We start from the raw sequence: 16,497 nt of genomic DNA, 5'->3' as shown, positions 1-16,497 counted from the left end.
CGTCAGCCGCCCGCGCAATGGGTGGTGCCGCCTTCGTCCTGGCTCAGGTCGCCCTGGCCATCCTTCATGCGGAACGACAGCGCCTCGCCCTTGAACTGGAACGCGTTGTCCGGATCACGCGCGACCTGCACGGTGCGCCCGTCCTTCAGCGTCACCACCGCGACCAGATCGCCGATCTCGACCTTGCTTCCGTTGTCGCAGGTGAACGACGCCGGCGCGCGCGGGTTCGGCGCATCGGCGATGTCGGACGGCTTCACCGCCGCGCCCTGCGCCTGGTAACCCTCGGACGCGGAAATGCCCGTCTGGTGCTCGGCCGCCTCCGGCTCGTCGGCGGGCTTCAGCGGTTCGCCGCTGCGCTTTTCCTGCGAGCACGCGGCCAGCGCGAGGATGAGCGCGGCCACGGAGATGAGGCGGGGCACCGATGTGGGCATGGGGACGTCCAACTGAACTGGCCGCACCTTCTCTGCCCGGTGGTCAAGCACCGGTGAATTGGTTGCGGATGGTTCAGACGACCTGGCGCAGCACGGCCACGTAATGGCAGACGCTGCCGGCGACGCAGAACAGGTGCCAGACGGCGTGCGCGTACCGTGAAGTGCGCAGGTAGAACACGGTGCCCAGCGTGTAGGCGAGGCCGCCAGCGAGCAGCCAGCCCAGCGTGGTCGCGTCGACCGCATGCATCATCGGGCGGATCGCGACGATCGCGGCCCAGCCCATCGCGATGTAGAGCGCGGTCGACAAGCGCTTGAAGCGCCCCGTGAAGTAAAGCTTGAAGATGATGCCGGCGATGGCCAGCGTCCAGATCGCGGCGAACAGGCCCCAGCCCAGCGGGCCACGCAGGTCGATCAGGGTGAACGGCGTGTACGTGCCTGCGATCAGCAGATAGATCGCGCAGTGGTCGAACACTTTCAGCCGTGCCTTGGCGACCGGATTCTTCGCCGCGTGATACAGCGTCGACGCGAGGTAGAGCAGCAGCAGGCAGATGCCGAAGACGATCGCGCCGGTGAGCTGCCAGCCATCACCGTGCACCGCCGCGAGCGTCACCAGTACGGAGCCGGCGGCAAGCGCCGCGATCGCGCCGACGCCATGCGTCAACGCGTTCGCGAGTTCGTGTGTCGCGGTGCGCATCCCGGTGTCACGGGGTGCGGCGGCCGAGCGGGGGTCGAGGCCGGTGGAAGCGTCCATGACCGCATCCTACTGTACGGATGCGCATGGATTTCACGCCGGCGGTCGGTCAGTCGACGCTCACCGCATGCGCGTGTTCGCGCGTGGCGAGGAACTGCACGGACGGCGCGCGTTCCTGCGCCAGCTGCAGGTTCACGCGCGTCGGTGCGAGGTAGACGAGTTGGCCGGCACCGTCGATCGCGAGGTTCATCGCGTTCTTTTCGCGGAACTCCTCGAGCTTCTTCGCGTCGTCGCAGCGGATCCAGCGTGCGGTCGCGACCTGCACCTGCTCGAAGCTCGCATCCACGCCGTATTCGTCCTTCAACCGATACGCCACGACGTCGAACTGCAGCATGCCGACCGCGCCGAGGATCAGGTCGTTGCTCATCAGCGGACGGAAGAACTGCGTCGCGCCTTCTTCCGACAACTGCGCCAGGCCCTTCTGCAACTGCTTGAGCTTGAGCGGGTCACGCAGGCGTGCGCGGCGGAACAGTTCCGGCGCGAAGTTCGGGATGCCGGTGAAGCTCAGCGGCTCGCCCTCCGGTGAAGCTGTCGCCGATCGAGATCGTGCCGTGGTTGTGGATGCCGATGACGTCGCCGGGATACGCGGCTTCGGCGATTTCGCGATCGCTGGCCATGAAGGTCAGTGCGTTGGCGAGCTTGAGTTCCTTGCCGCTGCGCACGTGGAACGCCTTCATGCCGGCCTTGAACTCGCCCGAGCAGATGCGCATGAACGCGACGCGGTCGCGGTGCATCGGGTCCATGTTCGCCTGGATCTTGAACACGAAGCCCGTGAGCTTGTTTTCGACGGGCTCGACTGGGCGACCGGTCGTCGCGCGCGGTTTCGGCGACGGCGCGTTCTCGACGAAGAAGTCGAGCAGCAGCTGCACGCCGAAGTTGTTGACCGCCGAGCCGAAGAACACCGGCGTCTGCTCGCCGCGCAGGTAGGCGTCGACATCGAACGGATGCGACGCGCCCTCGACGAGTTCGAGCTCGTCGCGCACTTCCTGCAACATCTGCGTGCCGATTCGCGCTTCGAGCGCGGGGTCATCGATGGACGGGAAGATCGTCGAATCCTGTCGAGTGAAGTTGCGGCCCTGCTCGTACAGGTGCACTTCGCCGGTGAGCAGATGCACGACGCCCTTGAGGCGCTGGCCCATGCCAATCGGCCATGTCACAGGCGCGCACTGGATCTTCAGCACGCTCTCGACTTCGTCGAGCAGGTCGATCGGGCTCTTGCCTTCGCGATCGAGCTTGTTGATGAAGGTCATGATCGGCGTGTCGCGCAGGCGGCAGACCTCCATGAGCTTGATCGTGCGTTCCTCGACGCCCTTGGCGACGTCGATCACCATCAGCGCGCTGTCGACCGCGGTGAGCACGCGGTACGTGTCCTCGCCGAAGTCGGCGTGGCCGGGCGTGTCGAGCAGGTTGACGATGCGGTCTTCGTACGGGAACTGCATCACCGACGACGTCACCGAGATGCCGCGCTCCTTCTCGAGCGCCATCCAGTCCGACGTCGCGTGGCGCGCGGCCTTGCGGCCCTTGACCGAGCCGGCCATCTGGATCGCGCCGCCGAACAGCAGCAGCTTCTCCGTCAGCGTGGTCTTGCCGGCGTCGGGATGCGAAATGATGGCGAAGGTGCGGCGGCGCAGCGCCTCAAGGGAAACATCGGACATGGCGTCGGCGCGCTCGGCGCGCGGCAGCAGGATCGGGGAGGCCGCGATTATAGCCGCCACGGCCGCGCGGACCGCGGAAACGCGCGGCACGTCGCAATCCCTGCATCGCGCGGCTCAGGTCCGTGAAGAACGCGGCGGCCGTGCCGTTACCGCGTCCAGAGCACAAGCGTCGAGGGAATGTCGGTGTACATCGTGATCGTCGGTGAGGAAGGTGGCCGGGCAGGCGAGCTCCAGCTCGCATTGCAGGATTTCGGCCTGGACTGGACAGTCGACTGGCTCACCGCGTCTGGCGATGCCGTCACGCTGCCGGCGGATCGACGCATCGATGTCGTCGTCAGCGACATGCAGGTCGGTCGAGTGCAGGGCGCCGCGCTGCTCGAGCAGGTGCGCACGCTGCACCCCGAGGCCGCGCGCATCCTCCTGCTCGACCGCAACCACGGCAGCGACGCGATGCAGGCGCTGGACGTCGCGCATCGCTTCCTGCGCAAGCCGCTGGACGCCAGCGAGCTGATCGAGGCGGTCGAAAGCGTGCAGGAACTGCGCGACCTTCTGACCAACCCGACGCTGGTGCAGACGATCGGACGCGTGGGCTCGTTGCCGCCGCCGCCCAAGCTCTACCTCGAACTCGACCGCCTGATGCAGGACCCGGACGTCAGCGCCGCGGAGATCGCGACGCTGATCTCGCAGGACCCGGCGGTGGTCGCCAAGGTGCTGCGACTCTGCAATTCCGCGTATTTCTCGGCGGGCCGCGCGATCACCGACATGCGCACCGCAGTGACGCGCCTCGGCACCAAGATCCTCCAGCGCCTAGTGCTGACCACCGAAGCGCTGGGCACCGGCACGATGACGCCGAGCGAGCGCGAAGCGATGCAGGAACGCGCGTTGCGCACGTCGCGCCTGGCGGGACAGTTGCTCACCGGCCCGAGCGCGGAGCTCGCCGCGACCGCCGCGTTGCTCGCCGAGGTCGGCAAGCTGCTGCCGGGCGTTAGCCACGGCCGACCCGACGACACAGGCCCGCATTACGCGGAAGCCGGCGCGTACCTGCTGGGCCTGTGGGGCCTGCCGATGCCGATCGTAGAAGCAGTGGCGTACCACCATCGCCCTGGCGCGGTGCGCATGTCGGGCTTCTGGGTGCCGGGTGCGGTGCACGTCGCCTGCGCGCTGGTGTCTGATCTGCCGCTCGACGAGGAATACCTGCGCTCGACGTTCCAGCTCGACCGGCTGCCGGAGTGGCGAGAAAAGGCCGAGAAACTCGCAGCGCTTCCGGCCTGATCAGCCGCCGCTGATGTTGAGCGGTCCCTGCGGACCGCGCATGCGGAAGCGGATCGACTCGAGCCGCATCCCGCGATTCACCTGCACGGCGAAGTGCAGGTGCGGCCCGGTGGTGAAGCCGGTATTGCCCGACAACGCGATCTGCTGGCCCGCATGCACATGCTGGCCGACGCGCACGAGCATGCCGTCGAGTTTCAGGTGCGCGTACACCGCCATCGTGCCGTCGTCATGCAGCACGCGGATCAGGTTCGCGCGGCCCGCATAACGCTCGCGATCCAGCCCGGCTTTCGAGAAGTCCGATTCGACTTCCATGACCACGCCATCCCGCGCGGCAAGCACCGGCGTGCCGATCGGCGCGGCGAGGTCGATCGCGTAGCGGTTCTGTTCGTCGTCGTGGCTGAAACTGCCGCCGAAGCCCTGGTCGATATGCCAGCCGGCCATGCGTAGCGGCAACACGTATTCGACATCCTGCGGCCGCGCCTTCGGGTCGCCCGGCACGACGTCCATGCGCAGCTCGAAGTTGCCGGGGCGCGTGGTGTCGACCATGTCGAGGTAGGTCACCACCGTGTGGCCCTGCGGTGGCACGACGGCGCGCGTCGGCAGGTCAGGCTCGCCGTGCACGTTGTCGGCGCGCGAGAACTCCATGCGCACTTCAACGGGGCCGGCGAGATGGTTGTCGGCGATCGCCTGGAAGCCGCGCCCGACCTGCTGCGTGCGCAATGACGCGATCGCCGACGGCTCGGCGATGACCGGAATCACGCGCACGCCCGATTGCGGCGCGACGTTCGGATCCGGCACGTGATCGCCGTAATGCACGACGCCGCGCGAATCGACCCAGCGATAGACCTTGCCGGCATACGCCGCAGGCAGCGCGACGAACAGCAACGCCGCGATCAGCGCGCTGCGACGTGCGCTCATTGCACGCACCGGTCGGAGAGGTGCAGCGCGGTGGCGACGTCGCGCAGGTCGAATGCGGCGACGGCGCGGTCGTCATGCACGGCGTACATCACGCCGTACGGAAAACTCGGCGTGGCCGCGGCATGCAAGGCGATGCCGTCGGTATGCGAGGTGACTTTGCCTTCGAACGAACCGACCAGCGCGAGCGTGCTGCGATCGAACACATGGAAGATCGTGCGCGGCGCGAGCTGGTCGACGCCGATCCAGTAGCCGACATCAGCGTCGCAGGACCACAGTGCGATGCCTTCCGCCTGCGCCGCGAAGGTGCCTGCAGGCGTCGAACGCCCGGTGTAGCGGCCGTCGAACGTGTACTCGCGCAGGGTCGAGGGATGCGTCGTGTCTTCGTCGGCGATCAGCAGGCGATCGTGGCCAGCGTCGCCCGCAATGGATTCGACGATGTGCAGCGACGCGGCATCCGTCGTATCACCGAACGTATTCGCAAGCCGCGCCTGCACGCGGCCGTCGCCGTCCACCTCGACACGGAACCGCTTCACGCGTTGTGCGAGTTGCGGCGTCGGCGGCACGCGGTCGAACTTCGGACCGTCCATGTAGTTGTCGGTGACGTAGACATCGAGATCGCCGGGTTCGGTCTCGTCGATCGACACGCCGTACGGGCTGCGCAGGTCGGATGCGCCGAAGGTCGCGACGGACTTGAAGTCGGGCAGCGAGAAAACCTGCACGCGATGGTTGTCGCGTTCGACGACGAACGCGAGATCGCCCTGCACCGCGATGCCGTTCGGGCGGTTGAACTGCCCGGGCGCACTGCCGCGACTGCCGACCTCGCGCAGGCGCTCGCCGCTGTCGCCGTCGAACACCACGAGGCGATGCGTGGACTTCGCGGTGACGATCACCCAGGTGCGGCCGTCTTCTGTCGTCCACGTGGCGGGCGAATCGAGCTCGTCCTCGACGCTTTCGGGCGAGACGAAATGCTCGGGAACGACGGTCGCGGCCGGGCCGGGCTCGACGGCGACAGGCGTGGAAACGGGCGGGGCGGGACGCGTCGTCGCGCAGCCGGCCAGGGCCGCGATGAGCGCGGCGAGGGCAAGGGATCGCATGGCCGGGAGTGTAAGGGCCGCAACCCGGCCGCCCGCTGACCGCGCCGTCCATCGCTTCATCGGCATGAAGCGATTGACACTCCGGAAATCGATTGGCAGACTGCGGCCATCCATCGAGACCGGCGGAGGGACAGGCCCTTTGATGCCGGGGCAACCAGCACGCGAGTGCCAGGTGCCAACTCCTGCGGCGTCAGCCGGAAGATGGTCGTGCAGTTCCTGCCGCAAGGCGGGCGCTCGCAGGCTCGATGGCCCCGTTTCGTCCGGAGCCCCGCCATGAGCCTTGTTTCGAATTTCTGTATCGCGGACGCGCCGCTTCAGGCCGCCGAATCCGAACTTTTTTCCACGTTGCCCGCCGCTCGCCGTGGCGAGGTCGATGCGGACCTCGTGCTGCGTTATGCCGGCCCGCGCCACGTGTGGCTGCGCTACGAAGTTGCCGGCGACACATCGCTTCCCGCCGTGTTCGTTGCCGGCGGCATTTCCGCGCATCGCCATGTCGCCGCGAATGGTGCTGACCCGGCGCGTGGCTGGTGGGATGCGCAGGTGGGCGTCGACCGCGCGATCGATCCCACCCTGCATTGCATCGTGTCGTTCGACTGGGTCGGCGCGGACGGCACGCTCGACGCGCCGATCGATCCCGCCGACCAGGCCGATGCGATCGCCGCGCTACTCGATCACCTGCGCATCCGCCGACTGCATGCATTCGTCGGCAGTTCGTATGGCGCCATGGTCGGGCTGCAGCTGGCGTCGCGGCATGCGGCGCGCGTGCAGCGCCTGGTCGCGATGAGCGGCGTGCATCGCGCGCATCCGTTCTCAAGCGCGTGGCGTGCGCTGCAGCGGCGTGCAGTGCAGCTGGGCGCGGTGCAATGCGATGGCGTCGACGGGCTGGTGCTGGCGCGTCAGCTCGCGCTGCTGAGCTATCGCACGCCGGAAGAATTCGACGAACGCTTCGGCGCGGCGCGCGTGGTGGACGGGCGCGTGCACGTGCCGGCCGAGGATTATTTGGACTACGCCGGGCAGGCGTATGCGTCGCGCACGCCGGTCACCGCGTTCCTGCGGTTGTCCGAATCGATTGACCTGCAGGACGTGTCGCCGGAGTCGATCGCCGCGCCGGTGACACTGGTCGCTGTCGAGCAGGATCGCCTTGTTCCGCTCGCGGATGCGTATGCACTCGCGCAACGCCTAAGAGGTGAAACGCGGCTCCGTGTACTGCGCTCGCGTTACGGCCACGACGCGTTCCTGAAGGAGCCCGAGGCGATCGCCGCCATCCTCGACGAAGCGCTGGCTGCGGAGGCGCTGGCATGAGCGCGTCGCGTCCGACCCGTCGCGCCACCGTCGCCGTACGCGCAGGCATCGATCGCGACACCGCATTCGGCGCAGTGACGCCGCCGCTGGTGCTGTCGTCGAACTTCTCCTTCGCCGGCTTCAATGAAAAACGCGCGTACGACTACACGCGCAGCGGCAATCCGACGCGCGACCTGCTGGGTGAAGCGCTGGCTGAACTTGAAGGCGGCGTTGGCGGCACGATCACCTCGACCGGCATGTCGGCGATCACGCTGGTGCTGCACGCGCTGGTGCCCGCAGGTGGACGGGTGATCGTTCCGCACGATGCCTACGGCGGCAGCTGGCGGCTGTTCAACGCGCTCGCCGCGAAAGGCATCTTCGAACTGGTGACGGCCGACCTGACGCGCGCGGAGTCGCGCGACGCCGCACTCGCAGACGGCGCGGCAATCGTCTGGATCGAAACGCCGTCGAACCCGCTGCTGCGCATCACCGACCTTCGCGCGACGATCGACGCCGCGCATGCGGCCGGCGCGCTCGCGGTGGTCGACAACACCTTCCTGTCGCCCGCGCTGCAGCAGCCGATCGCGTTCGGCGCGGACGTGGTCGTGCATTCGACGACGAAGTACATCAACGGTCACAGCGACGTTGTCGGCGGCGCGGTGGTCGCTCGCGACGCTGCGGTGCATGAGCGACTGACTTGGTGGGCGAATGCACTCGGCCTCACCGGTGCGCCGTTCGATAGCTTCCTGACGTTGCGCGGCCTGCGCACGCTCGATGCGCGGCTGCGCATCCATCAGGAAAACACCGAGGCCTTGGTCGCTCGACTTGCCGATGACGACGCCGTGCGCGCGGTGCATTACCCAGGGCTTGCCTCGCATCCCGGCCATGCGCTCGCGGTGCGTCAGCAGACCGGGTTCGGCGCAATGCTCAGCGTCGAACTCGAGGGCGGCGAAGCCGGCGTGCGCGCGTTTCTCGACGGACTGCAGTGCTTCACGCTCGCCGAGTCGCTGGGCGGTGTCGAAAGCCTGGTCGCGCATCCGGCGACGATGACGCATGCGGCGATGTCGCCTGAAGCGCGACGCGCGGCGGGTATCGGTGATGGTCTGGTTCGACTGTCGGTCGGCATCGAGCATGTGGACGACCTGCTCGACGACATCAAGGCCGGGCTGGCGCGCGTGCGCCACGCCTGTCGACGCGAAACGGCGGTCGCCTGATGGAAGCGCTGGCACGACCGATCGCAGCGTCGCGAAAACGCGAGGCGGCTGCGGCCGAGATCGCGCTGCTGGGTGTCGGCACGGTGGGTGGCGCGCTGTTGCAGCGGATCGATCGATTGCAAGGCGCGTTGCCGTCGCTGCGGCTCGTGCATGTGGCGAATTCGCGACGGTCGATCTCGAACGCGGACGGTTTCGCGGCGTCGACTGCGCGCGATCGTCTTGTCGCCGCAGTATCGACACATCACCACGCTCTACTCGACGTCTTTGACGGCGCATCGTCCGCGATCGTCATTGACGCGACCGGCAGCGAATCGGTCGCGGCACGCCACGCCGACTGGCTCGCGCAAGGCGTGCACGTGGTGACCGCGAGCAAGCTCGGGCAGGGCGTGTCGCTCGCGCGCTGGCAGGCGATCCAGTCCGCCTGCCGCGCCGGGCGCACGCAGTACGGCGACGCCGCGACGGTCGGTGCCGGGTTGCCGCTGCTGCGGAGCCTGCGAGCGTTGCGCGACGGCGGCGACGCGATCACCGGCATCGCGGGCGTGCTCTCGGGCTCGATGGCGTGGCTGTTCGGCGCCTATGACGGGCTGCGACCGTTTTCCGGTTTCGTGCGACAGGCGCGCGATGCCGGCTACACCGAGCCGGATCCGCGCGAGGACCTTTCGGGCGAGGACGTACGCCGCAAGCTGCTGATCCTCGCGCGCGCGGCAGGTTTTTCGCTCGATGCGGACGACGTGCAGGTCGAATCGCTGGTGCCCGAGGTGCTCGCACGTTGCACCGCCAACGAAGTCGATGACGCGCTCGACGCGCTCGACGCACCACTGCGCGAGCGCTACCAGCACGCGTACAAGAGCCGCGAGAAATTGCGCCACGTCGCGCGGCTCGAGGTCATCGACGGCCGCGTGCACGCACGTGTCGGCGTCGAATCGCTCGCGCCTGACGATCCGCTCGCTGCGGGGCAGGGCACCGACAACCGCGCCGCCATCCGCTGTGATCGTTACGACGCGCAGCCGCTGGTGATCCAAGGTCCGGGCGCTGGCGCGGGCGTTACGGCAGCGGCCTTGCTCGACGACGTGCTGCGGATTGTCCGCAGCACGTGATCATTCGATCGTCGCGCCGACCGGTCGACCGGCGATGCGACCGATGATGCGCAAGGCATCGCGGTTGAGCATCGCGGAAAGATCGCGATGCATGTTGTCGACGAGCTCGCGCAGGTCGGTAAGGGGCGTCGGGCGGAACGAGGCCCAGCCGTTGCGCCCGTTCGTCTTGACGTAATACAGCGCCTGGTCGGCGAGTTCGATCATCGCCTCCCAACCGAAACGCGCGCCGTCGTCGGTGCGCACGATCGGGTATTGCGACAGACCGACGGAGCACGTGACCGGCAACACCATGCCGTTGCCCAGGTCGAACGGATGCGTCGCTACCGCCTGCTGGATGCGTTCGCCGATGGTCGACACATTGCGCTCCGGCATCGGGCGGAACACGAGAAGGAATTCCTCGCCGCCCCAGCGCGCAACGTAGTCGCCGGTGCGCACGAGGCTCGACAGCACTTCCGCGAGCTGCTGCAGCACGAGGTCGCCTGCGCGATGGCCGTAGCGATCGTTGACCTGCTTGAAGTGGTCGATGTCGACGAGCGCGAACAGCATCGCCTTGTCGTTGACCGGGCCGTTGTCGATCTGACGGTCGTAGAACGACAGGTCGGCCGGCAGCTGCGCGCCGATGTAGCGACGATTGCGCAGGCCAGTGAGCGGATCGGTGTGGCTCGCTTCCTCCAGCTGGCGATTCGCCTGCGCGAGCGCTTCGGTGCGCTGCAGGACGATGTCTTCGAGCTCCTGCTGGCGACGCTGGAAGCGATAGCGCTGGATGCGATAGCCGACGAACACCAGCAATGCAAGGCCGAGCCCGCAAAGCGCGATGAACCAGCCGGTTTCGACGAAGCGCGGCGGCACGGAGAACGTCAACGTCGCCGGCGATTTGGCCCAGACGCCGGCGTTGTTGCTGCCCGTGACCTCGAACACGTACTGGCCCGGCGGCAGGTTGGTGTAGCGCGCGCGACGCACGCCGACATCCGCGTCGACCCAGTTGGGGTCGTAGCCGCGCAGTCGATAGCGCAGCTGCACGCTCTTGGGGTCGACGAACGATGTCGCGGTGAATTCGAACGTGGCGTCGCGCGCTCCGTCGGGGAACGCGCGGCCCTGCAGTTGCCAGGCGTCGCGCCAGTTGTCGCCGATCTGCACGCGCTCGATCGCGACACCGGGCGCCACCGGGTTCTTGTGGATCGCACGCGTGTCCATCGACACCACGCCGTCGCGCGTCGGAAGCCAGAGCGTGTTGCCGTCGAGCACGCCCTTCGACGTGCCGGCGCCATTGCAGCAATAGCCCTGCTGCCCGGCGAGACGGTCGCCGCGTTCGTTGAGCAGCATCTCGCCACGCACGCGCGGCGCACGGCCGGTCACGTAGTCGGCGATGTCGGTCGCGAGTACACGGCTGATGCCGCGCAGGCCGGCGGTCCAGAGATAGCCGTCGTCCTCGGCGAAGAAGAACGGCGCGTTTGCGGGCTCGCCGTGCGTTACGCCGAGGTCGTGCCAGCGGTGGCCGTCCTTGACGTACGTGGTTTCGTTGAGTGTGCCGATGACGAGGCGGCCGTCGGCAAGTCGATGGATCGCGGTGACGTCGAGCGCCTGCGGCAGGCCGGGGTCGCGATCGCGCACGAAGGTGTCGCGGCGCTGCACGAACAGGCCATTCTGCGTGCCGACCAGAAGACCGGCCGGCTCGTCGACGATGAAACGCACGCGCGCGTCACTCAAACCGTTGCGCTCGTCGAAGCGCTGCAGTTGCTCGTTGTTCCAGCGGAACAGGCCTTCCGGCGTGCCGATCCACAACGCGCCGTCGTGTGCGCGAACGAGTGCATTGATCTGCGCGCCGCCGATCGCCGCGAGCGCCGGAAGCGCCTTTGGTTTGGCGTCGCCGGCATCGAGAACACGCAGGCCGCCGCGCGTGCCGATCCAGAGCCGGCCGTGCTCGGCGAGCAGGTTGTAGGCATGCGGATGCGGCAGGTCGCCGGGCGCGACCACATGCGTGAAGTGGCCGTTGCTGAGCAGGCTGACGCCGTCGTTGCCGCCGACCCAAAGGCCGCGACCGTCCGGATCCTTCGACACCGACCAGACGATGCGGTCGGTCAGGCCTTCGGCGGTGCTGTAGCGCCGCGTCCACGAACTCCACACGCGCACGAGGCCTTCCCACTGGCTGCCGAGCCAGAGGTTGCCTTCGCGGTCTTCGAATGCCGAGCGCAGGCCCGGGAATCCACCGGGCGCGCCGACCGGAATCATTTCGTCGACGTGGCCGTCGCGCAGTCGCGCAAGCCCGAAGTCGCCGCCGACCCACAGGTTTCCATCGCGATCCTCGAACAGCATGTCGACCGGAACATGCGCGAGCGTGGCGTCCTCGTCGTAGGCCACCCAGCCGTCGGCGACGCGACGGAACAGGCCGCGGGACGTCGCCGCCCATAGCGACCCCTGCGACGCGATCAGCCGATTGACCTGCGCATCCGATGCCGATTCGGGCAGGGCGAGGCGTTCCCAGCGGCTGGTCGGCAGGCGATGCCAGACCGCGCCGCGACCGCCGACCCACAGGCCGTCGTCGCGCGGCAGCGGCGCCTGCGCCGGTTGCGGCGCACCCGCGACGGGTTCGAGCCGGTCGCGGATCACGCGGAAAACGCCCGACATCGACGTCACCCAGATGCCGCCCTGCGCGTCGGTCGCCAGCCCGGTGATGTCGAGCTGCGGCGCGCCGTTCGGTGCGGGGATCGCCGTAAAGCCGTGGCCGTCGTAGACCGACAGGCCCTTGTAGGTGCCGATCCAGACGCGGCCGTCGCGGCCGGTCAGCAGCGCGCGGATCCACGGGCCGGGGAGGCCGGGCGTGTTGTCGGGCGTGTAGACGTGAAATTCGATGCCGTCGAAACGGGCGAGGCCGGACTGCGTGCCGACCCACAGGTAACCGGTGCGGTCCTGCGTCAGCGCCAGCACGCTGATCTGCGGCAGGCCCTGCTGGATCGACCAGTCATCGCGGACGTAGTGATGGAACGCCTTGCCCGGTTCGAGCGCGCCCGCGGCCGGTGCGAAGACCAGGCCGATCATCAGCAGAAGAAGCGTGAGAAGGCGCATTACGACGGCCGTTTCCCCTCGGGCGGGCATCCCGCTAGAGGTCTTATCGGCACGCCCGCGCAGGGCTGAGGGCGACGTGCGTCGCGTTTCTCAGCACTCGATAACGTTCACCGCGAGGCCGCCGCGGCTGGTTTCCTTGTACTTGTCCTGCATGTCTCGGCCGGTTTCGCGCATGGTCTTGATGACCTTATCCAGCGACACCTTGTGCTTGCCGTCGCCGCGCATGGCCATGCGGCTGGCGTTGATCGCCTTCACCGCGCCCATCGCGTTGCGCTCGATGCAGGGGATCTGCACGAGGCCGCCGATCGGGTCGCAGGTCAGACCGAGGTTGTGCTCCATGCCGATCTCGGCCGCGTTCTCGATCTGACCCGGCGTCGCACCGAGCGCGGCGGTGAGGCCAGCGGCAGCCATCGAGCAGGCCACGCCGACTTCGCCCTGGCAGCCGACTTCCGCGCCGGAGATCGACGCGTTCTCCTTGTAGAGGATGCCGACCGCCGACGCCGTCAGCAGGAACGTACGCACGCCGGCGATGTTCGCGCCGGGAATGAAGCGGTCGTAGTAGTGCAGCACCGACGGGATGATTCCCGCCGCGCCATTGGTGGGCGCAGTGACGACACGACCGCCCGCCGCGTTCTCTTCGTTCACCGCCAGCGCGTAGAGGTTCACCCAGTCGAGCGTGGTGAGCGGATCGCGCATCGCCGCTTCCGGTTTGCCCGACAACTCCGCATGCAGCGCCGGAGCACGACGCGCGACATGCAGGCCGCCCGGCAGCGTGCCGCTCTCGCGAATGCCGCGGGCCACGCAGCTCTGCATCGCCGCCCAGATCTCGTCGAGCGCGGCTTCGATCTCGGTCGGCGAGCGCCAGACCTGCTCGTTCGCGAACATCAGCTGCGCGATTGACATGCCGGTGCGCTCGCACTGCGCGAGCAGTTCGTCGCCGGTGGAGAACGGATACGGCAGGTCGGTTTCGTCGGCGACGATGCGGTCTTCCGCCGCTTCATCCTGGTTGACGACGAAGCCGCCGCCCACCGAGTAGTAATCGCGCGTCGCGATCACTTCGCCCTGCGCGTCGTACGCGGTGAAGCGCATGCCGTTCGTGTGGAACGGCAGCTTCTGTCGCTTGTTCATGATGAGGTCGTGCTTCTCGTCGAAGCCGATCTCGTGCTGGCCGTGCAGCAGGATGCGCTTGGTCGCGCGGATGCGTTCCAGCGCCGCCGGGATCACGTCCGGGTCGATCTGGTTCGGCCAATGGCCTTCCAGGCCCATCAGCACCGCCTTGTCGGTGCCATGCCCGCGGCCGGTGAGCGCCAAGGAGCCGAACACTTCCGCGCGAACGCGCGTCGTGCGCTGCAGCTCGCCGTTCTCGACCAGCCAGCGCTCGACGAAGCGCGCCGCCGCCCGCATCGGCCCGACGGTATGCGACGAACTCGGCCCGATGCCGATCTTGAACAGGTCGAAGGTGCTGACGGCCACCGTGGCTCCAGCGCAGTGCGATAAGGGGAGACCGCTATTCTACGGCCGTACCGCCCACCGCATTTCCGTACTGCAGCGCATTCGAATGAGCCGGTTCATCCTTTTCCAGCGCGACGACTGCCACCTCTGCGACCTCGCGCTCGAGGTGCTCGCCGCCGCGCGCCTGCCGGACTTCGAGAGCGTGTTTATCGACGACGATGCGCTGGAAGCGGCGTACGGCGTTCGCGTACCGGTACTGCGCGATACGGCGGCGGGTGTCGAGCTCGATTGGCCGTTCGATGCGGCCGCGGTGACCGCGTTGGTCGGACGCTAGCGACTGCAGCTCAGGCGCCGCCGCGCGATGCGGCCATCGAGAGCAGGGCGGTCACCGCAGCCAGAAGCAGAATGCGGACGGCGACACGCGCACGTCGCATACGACGGCGCATGGGACTTCGATTCGGAACGTGCATCGTCAGCATCCTTGCTGGCTTGATCCCGCTATTTTGCCGCAGGCGAGAACACGACCTTCGTATTCACCCGAACCTCGTTCGGGATGAGGGTCGGCTTTGCCCAGTCACCGCCGCCGATGCCGAAGTCCAGACGCTTCACCGTCGCGCTGCCGTTCAATACCGGCTGCGCACCGGGCGTCCATGTGAAAACCAGCGTGACCGGACGCGTGACGCCGCGCAGCGCGAGTTGTCCATCCGCGGCGAAGCGACCGCCGCTGAGCGCGCGGAATTTCGTCGACGTGAACCGCGCCTGCGGGAATTTGGCGACGTCGAGGAAGTCGGGGCTGCGCAGTGTGGTGTCACGATCCTTGTCGGCGATGGTGGTGCTGCCAAGCGGAATCACGACGTCGAGCCGCGAGCCGTCAGGCTTCGCCGGATCGAAGTGCAGACGTGTCGCAAAGACCGGAAAGCGGCCGGCGACTGCCTCGCCGTCGTACTGCGTTGCGAACGTGAGCGTCGAGCCCGGTGCCTGCACGTAATCGGCGGCGAGGACAGCGCCGGGCAGTAACAGCGCGGCGCAGAGTGCGAGCGGACGAATCATGGGTGGTTCTCCGGAAGCGTGGTGCGGCGACGCGACGGAATCATGCGATGCAGTGTCGAGTCGCGCAGGAAGATGTGGTGATAGAGCGCGGCGAGTACATGCCCGCACACGAGCACGACCAGTAGCCAGAACCCGTACTCGTGCAGGTTTTTCGCGATCGCATTGAGCGGCTCGCTCTTCGATGCAATGGCCGGCACGCTGACCAGCCCGAACCACTTCAGCGGATAACCGGACGTCGAGTTGATCAGCCAGCCGGTGAGCGGCATCGCGATCATCATCGCGTACAGCACGCCGTGCATGCCGTCGGCGGCGAGTTTTAGATGGCGCGCGGTGCCGGGAATCGGGCCGGGCACCTTGTGCGTCCAGCGCCACAGCAGGCGCAGCAGCACGAGCCCGAGCAGCGTCAGGCCCAGCGACTTGTGCAGCGCGTAGATTCGGATCTTCGACAGCGGGCTGGTCAGCTCCGTCATGTACAGGCCGATCGATCCCAGCGCGATGATCAGCGCGGCGCAGGTCCAATGAAACAGCTGGCTGACCGCGCCCCAGCGTTCGGGCAACAGCGACGGTGTTCGACTCATGGGGTGGAGGTCTCGTCGGGTTTCGTGTCGGTGGAGGGCGCGCCGATGCCGCGGCTGGCTTCGATCTCGATGCGCAGTTCGATGTCGCGACCGATCACCGTCGGCCAGTTCTCGATGCCGTAGTCGAATCGATCGAGCTTCGCGGTTGCGGAGAACCCGGCGGTGCGTCGGAACGGCGGCATTGGGTGGCGCTTCAGCGCGTTGAGCGTCGCGACCATGCACAGCGGTTTGGACACGCGGTGCAGCGTGAGCGTTCCGCAAATCTCGGCATGCGTGGCGTCGCTCGGCGTTACGTGATCGGAGACGAAGTGCGCGTCGGCGAATTTGTCGGTATCGAGCAGGCCCTGCACCGCGCGTGTCCAGCCCGGGTCGCCGTAGTCGAGCTTGCGCAGCGGCACGGTCACGTCGACCTTTGCATTCGCCCAGCCGTCGTCGAAATCGACGCGACCCGTCGCGCCCGACGCCACGCCCATCGCCTGCGAGAAACCGGCGTGCGACGCGGCGACCATTACGCGTGTGTGCACGGGATCGATCGCGAACTGTTCGGCGGAAGCGAGCGTCGGCACGAACAGCACGGCAAGCAGCAGGCGACGGTGCATGGCGATCCTCGGTGTTGCGGCGATTCTAGGCACGCGGTGCGT

The 16,497-nt window shown here is 67.7% G+C and carries 14 protein-coding genes, 1 pseudogene and 1 riboswitch; of the genes and pseudogenes, 5 read left to right on the top strand and 10 right to left on the bottom strand.

Translation table 11 applies throughout. The features are described from left to right. Positions 1–2: 2 nt before the first annotated feature. From ACVWWW_RS12125 to ACVWWW_RS12115, 3 genes and pseudogenes are all read right to left on the bottom strand, one after another. On the bottom strand, positions 3–431 hold the full coding sequence (locus ACVWWW_RS12125) for a hypothetical protein (protein ID WP_155914345.1): 429 nt from the start codon (positions 429–431) through the stop codon (positions 3–5). 73 nt (positions 432–504) lie between these two features. Then, positions 505–1,125 carry a PAQR family membrane homeostasis protein TrhA gene (trhA, locus tag ACVWWW_RS12120; protein ID WP_027083322.1) on the bottom strand — a complete coding sequence of 207 codons (621 nt, stop codon included), beginning with the start codon at positions 1,123–1,125 and terminating at the stop codon, positions 505–507. Positions 1,126–1,231: 106 nt separating this feature from the next. Next, positions 1,232–2,837: pseudogene (locus ACVWWW_RS12115) on the bottom strand (peptide chain release factor 3). A gap of 177 nt (positions 2,838–3,014) precedes the next feature. Between ACVWWW_RS12115 and ACVWWW_RS12110 the strand changes: the two are divergent. After that, positions 3,015–4,109, top strand: a complete 1,095-nt coding sequence (locus ACVWWW_RS12110) for an HDOD domain-containing protein (RefSeq protein WP_155914347.1) — start codon at positions 3,015–3,017, stop codon at positions 4,107–4,109. On the opposite strand, the gene ACVWWW_RS12105 is transcribed toward ACVWWW_RS12110, so the two are convergent. Next, positions 4,110–5,027 carry a M23 family metallopeptidase gene (locus tag ACVWWW_RS12105; protein WP_036142057.1) on the bottom strand — a complete coding sequence of 306 codons (918 nt, stop codon included), beginning with the start codon at positions 5,025–5,027 and terminating at the stop codon, positions 4,110–4,112. After that, on the bottom strand, positions 5,024–6,121 hold the full coding sequence (locus tag ACVWWW_RS12100; protein WP_027083325.1) for a hypothetical protein: 1,098 nt from the start codon (positions 6,119–6,121) through the stop codon (positions 5,024–5,026). The genes ACVWWW_RS12105 and ACVWWW_RS12100 overlap by 4 nt, the downstream gene beginning before the upstream one ends. Positions 6,122–6,228: 107 nt before the next feature. Then, a riboswitch (SAM riboswitch) is annotated at positions 6,229–6,329 on the top strand. A gap of 65 nt (positions 6,330–6,394) precedes the next feature. On the opposite strand from ACVWWW_RS12100, the gene metX reads away from it, so the two are divergent. The 3 genes from metX to ACVWWW_RS12085 are packed head-to-tail and all read left to right on the top strand — an operon-like array spanning position 6,395 to position 9,713. Continuing rightward, the gene (gene metX, locus ACVWWW_RS12095; protein WP_027083326.1) at positions 6,395–7,423 is read left to right on the top strand and encodes a homoserine O-succinyltransferase MetX; all 1,029 of its coding nucleotides are present in this window, start codon (positions 6,395–6,397) and stop codon (positions 7,421–7,423) included. Beyond that, the gene (gene metB / locus ACVWWW_RS12090; RefSeq protein WP_027083327.1) at positions 7,420–8,616 is read left to right on the top strand and encodes a cystathionine gamma-synthase; all 1,197 of its coding nucleotides are present in this window, start codon (positions 7,420–7,422) and stop codon (positions 8,614–8,616) included. Before metX ends, metB begins: the two co-directional genes overlap by 4 nt. An 8-nt stretch (positions 8,617–8,624) precedes the next feature. Then, positions 8,625–9,713 carry a homoserine dehydrogenase gene (locus tag ACVWWW_RS12085; protein WP_456998755.1) on the top strand — a complete coding sequence of 363 codons (1,089 nt, stop codon included), beginning with the start codon at positions 8,625–8,627 and terminating at the stop codon, positions 9,711–9,713. On the opposite strand, the gene ACVWWW_RS12080 is transcribed toward ACVWWW_RS12085, so the two are convergent. Then, entirely contained in the window at positions 9,714–12,776 is a 3,063-nt protein-coding gene (locus tag ACVWWW_RS12080; RefSeq protein WP_051235240.1) for a ligand-binding sensor domain-containing diguanylate cyclase, read from the bottom strand. Between the two features lie 90 nt (positions 12,777–12,866). Then, positions 12,867–14,249 carry an L-serine ammonia-lyase gene (locus ACVWWW_RS12075; RefSeq protein WP_027083329.1) on the bottom strand — a complete coding sequence of 461 codons (1,383 nt, stop codon included), beginning with the start codon at positions 14,247–14,249 and terminating at the stop codon, positions 12,867–12,869. 85 nt (positions 14,250–14,334) lie between these two features. On the opposite strand from ACVWWW_RS12075, the gene ACVWWW_RS12070 reads away from it, so the two are divergent. After that, positions 14,335–14,562, top strand: coding sequence for a glutaredoxin family protein (locus ACVWWW_RS12070; RefSeq protein ID WP_027083330.1), 228 nt, complete (start codon positions 14,335–14,337; stop codon positions 14,560–14,562). A gap of 164 nt (positions 14,563–14,726) precedes the next feature. Here the strand turns inward: ACVWWW_RS12070 and ACVWWW_RS12065 are convergent, their stop codons facing one another. The 3 genes from ACVWWW_RS12065 to ACVWWW_RS12055 are packed head-to-tail and all read right to left on the bottom strand — an operon-like array spanning position 14,727 to position 16,461. Next, entirely contained in the window at positions 14,727–15,278 is a 552-nt protein-coding gene (locus tag ACVWWW_RS12065; RefSeq protein ID WP_027083331.1) for a YceI family protein, read from the bottom strand. Beyond that, positions 15,275–15,856: a cytochrome b gene (locus ACVWWW_RS12060; RefSeq protein ID WP_027083332.1), complete on the bottom strand. Its 582-nt coding sequence runs from the start codon at positions 15,854–15,856 to the stop codon at positions 15,275–15,277. The genes ACVWWW_RS12065 and ACVWWW_RS12060 overlap by 4 nt, the downstream gene beginning before the upstream one ends. After that, complete coding sequence (locus tag ACVWWW_RS12055; RefSeq protein WP_456998754.1) at positions 15,853–16,461, bottom strand: YceI family protein; 609 nt, start codon at positions 16,459–16,461, stop codon at positions 15,853–15,855. Before ACVWWW_RS12055 ends, ACVWWW_RS12060 begins: the two co-directional genes overlap by 4 nt. Between the last annotated feature and the right edge of the window lie 36 nt (positions 16,462–16,497).

The organism is Lysobacter sp. HA18, from assembly GCF_054057595.1.
Note: the sequence above shows the minus strand (reverse complement) of the source record. Positions and strands in the feature narration are given on the sequence as shown.

Excerpts from the sequence above, each read along its gene's own strand:
- ACVWWW_RS12100 (WP_027083325.1), bottom strand. The coding sequence starts at position 6,121 with ATGCGATCCCTTGCCCTCGCCGCGCTCATCGCGGCCCTGGCCGGCTGC.
- ACVWWW_RS12070 (WP_027083330.1), top strand. The coding sequence starts at position 14,335 with ATGAGCCGGTTCATCCTTTTCCAGCGCGACGACTGCCACCTCTGCGAC.
- ACVWWW_RS12065 (WP_027083331.1), bottom strand. The coding sequence starts at position 15,278 with ATGATTCGTCCGCTCGCACTCTGCGCCGCGCTGTTACTGCCCGGCGCT.
- ACVWWW_RS12105 (WP_036142057.1), bottom strand. The coding sequence starts at position 5,027 with ATGAGCGCACGTCGCAGCGCGCTGATCGCGGCGTTGCTGTTCGTCGCG.
- metB (WP_027083327.1), top strand. The coding sequence starts at position 7,420 with ATGAGCGCGTCGCGTCCGACCCGTCGCGCCACCGTCGCCGTACGCGCA.
- ACVWWW_RS12060 (WP_027083332.1), bottom strand. The coding sequence starts at position 15,856 with ATGAGTCGAACACCGTCGCTGTTGCCCGAACGCTGGGGCGCGGTCAGC.
- trhA (WP_027083322.1), bottom strand. The coding sequence starts at position 1,125 with ATGCGCACCGCGACACACGAACTCGCGAACGCGTTGACGCATGGCGTC.
- ACVWWW_RS12080 (WP_051235240.1), bottom strand. The coding sequence starts at position 12,776 with ATGCGCCTTCTCACGCTTCTTCTGCTGATGATCGGCCTGGTCTTCGCA.
- metX (WP_027083326.1), top strand. The coding sequence starts at position 6,395 with ATGAGCCTTGTTTCGAATTTCTGTATCGCGGACGCGCCGCTTCAGGCC.
- ACVWWW_RS12125 (WP_155914345.1), bottom strand. The coding sequence starts at position 431 with ATGCCCACATCGGTGCCCCGCCTCATCTCCGTGGCCGCGCTCATCCTC.
- ACVWWW_RS12110 (WP_155914347.1), top strand. The coding sequence starts at position 3,015 with ATGTCGGTGTACATCGTGATCGTCGGTGAGGAAGGTGGCCGGGCAGGC.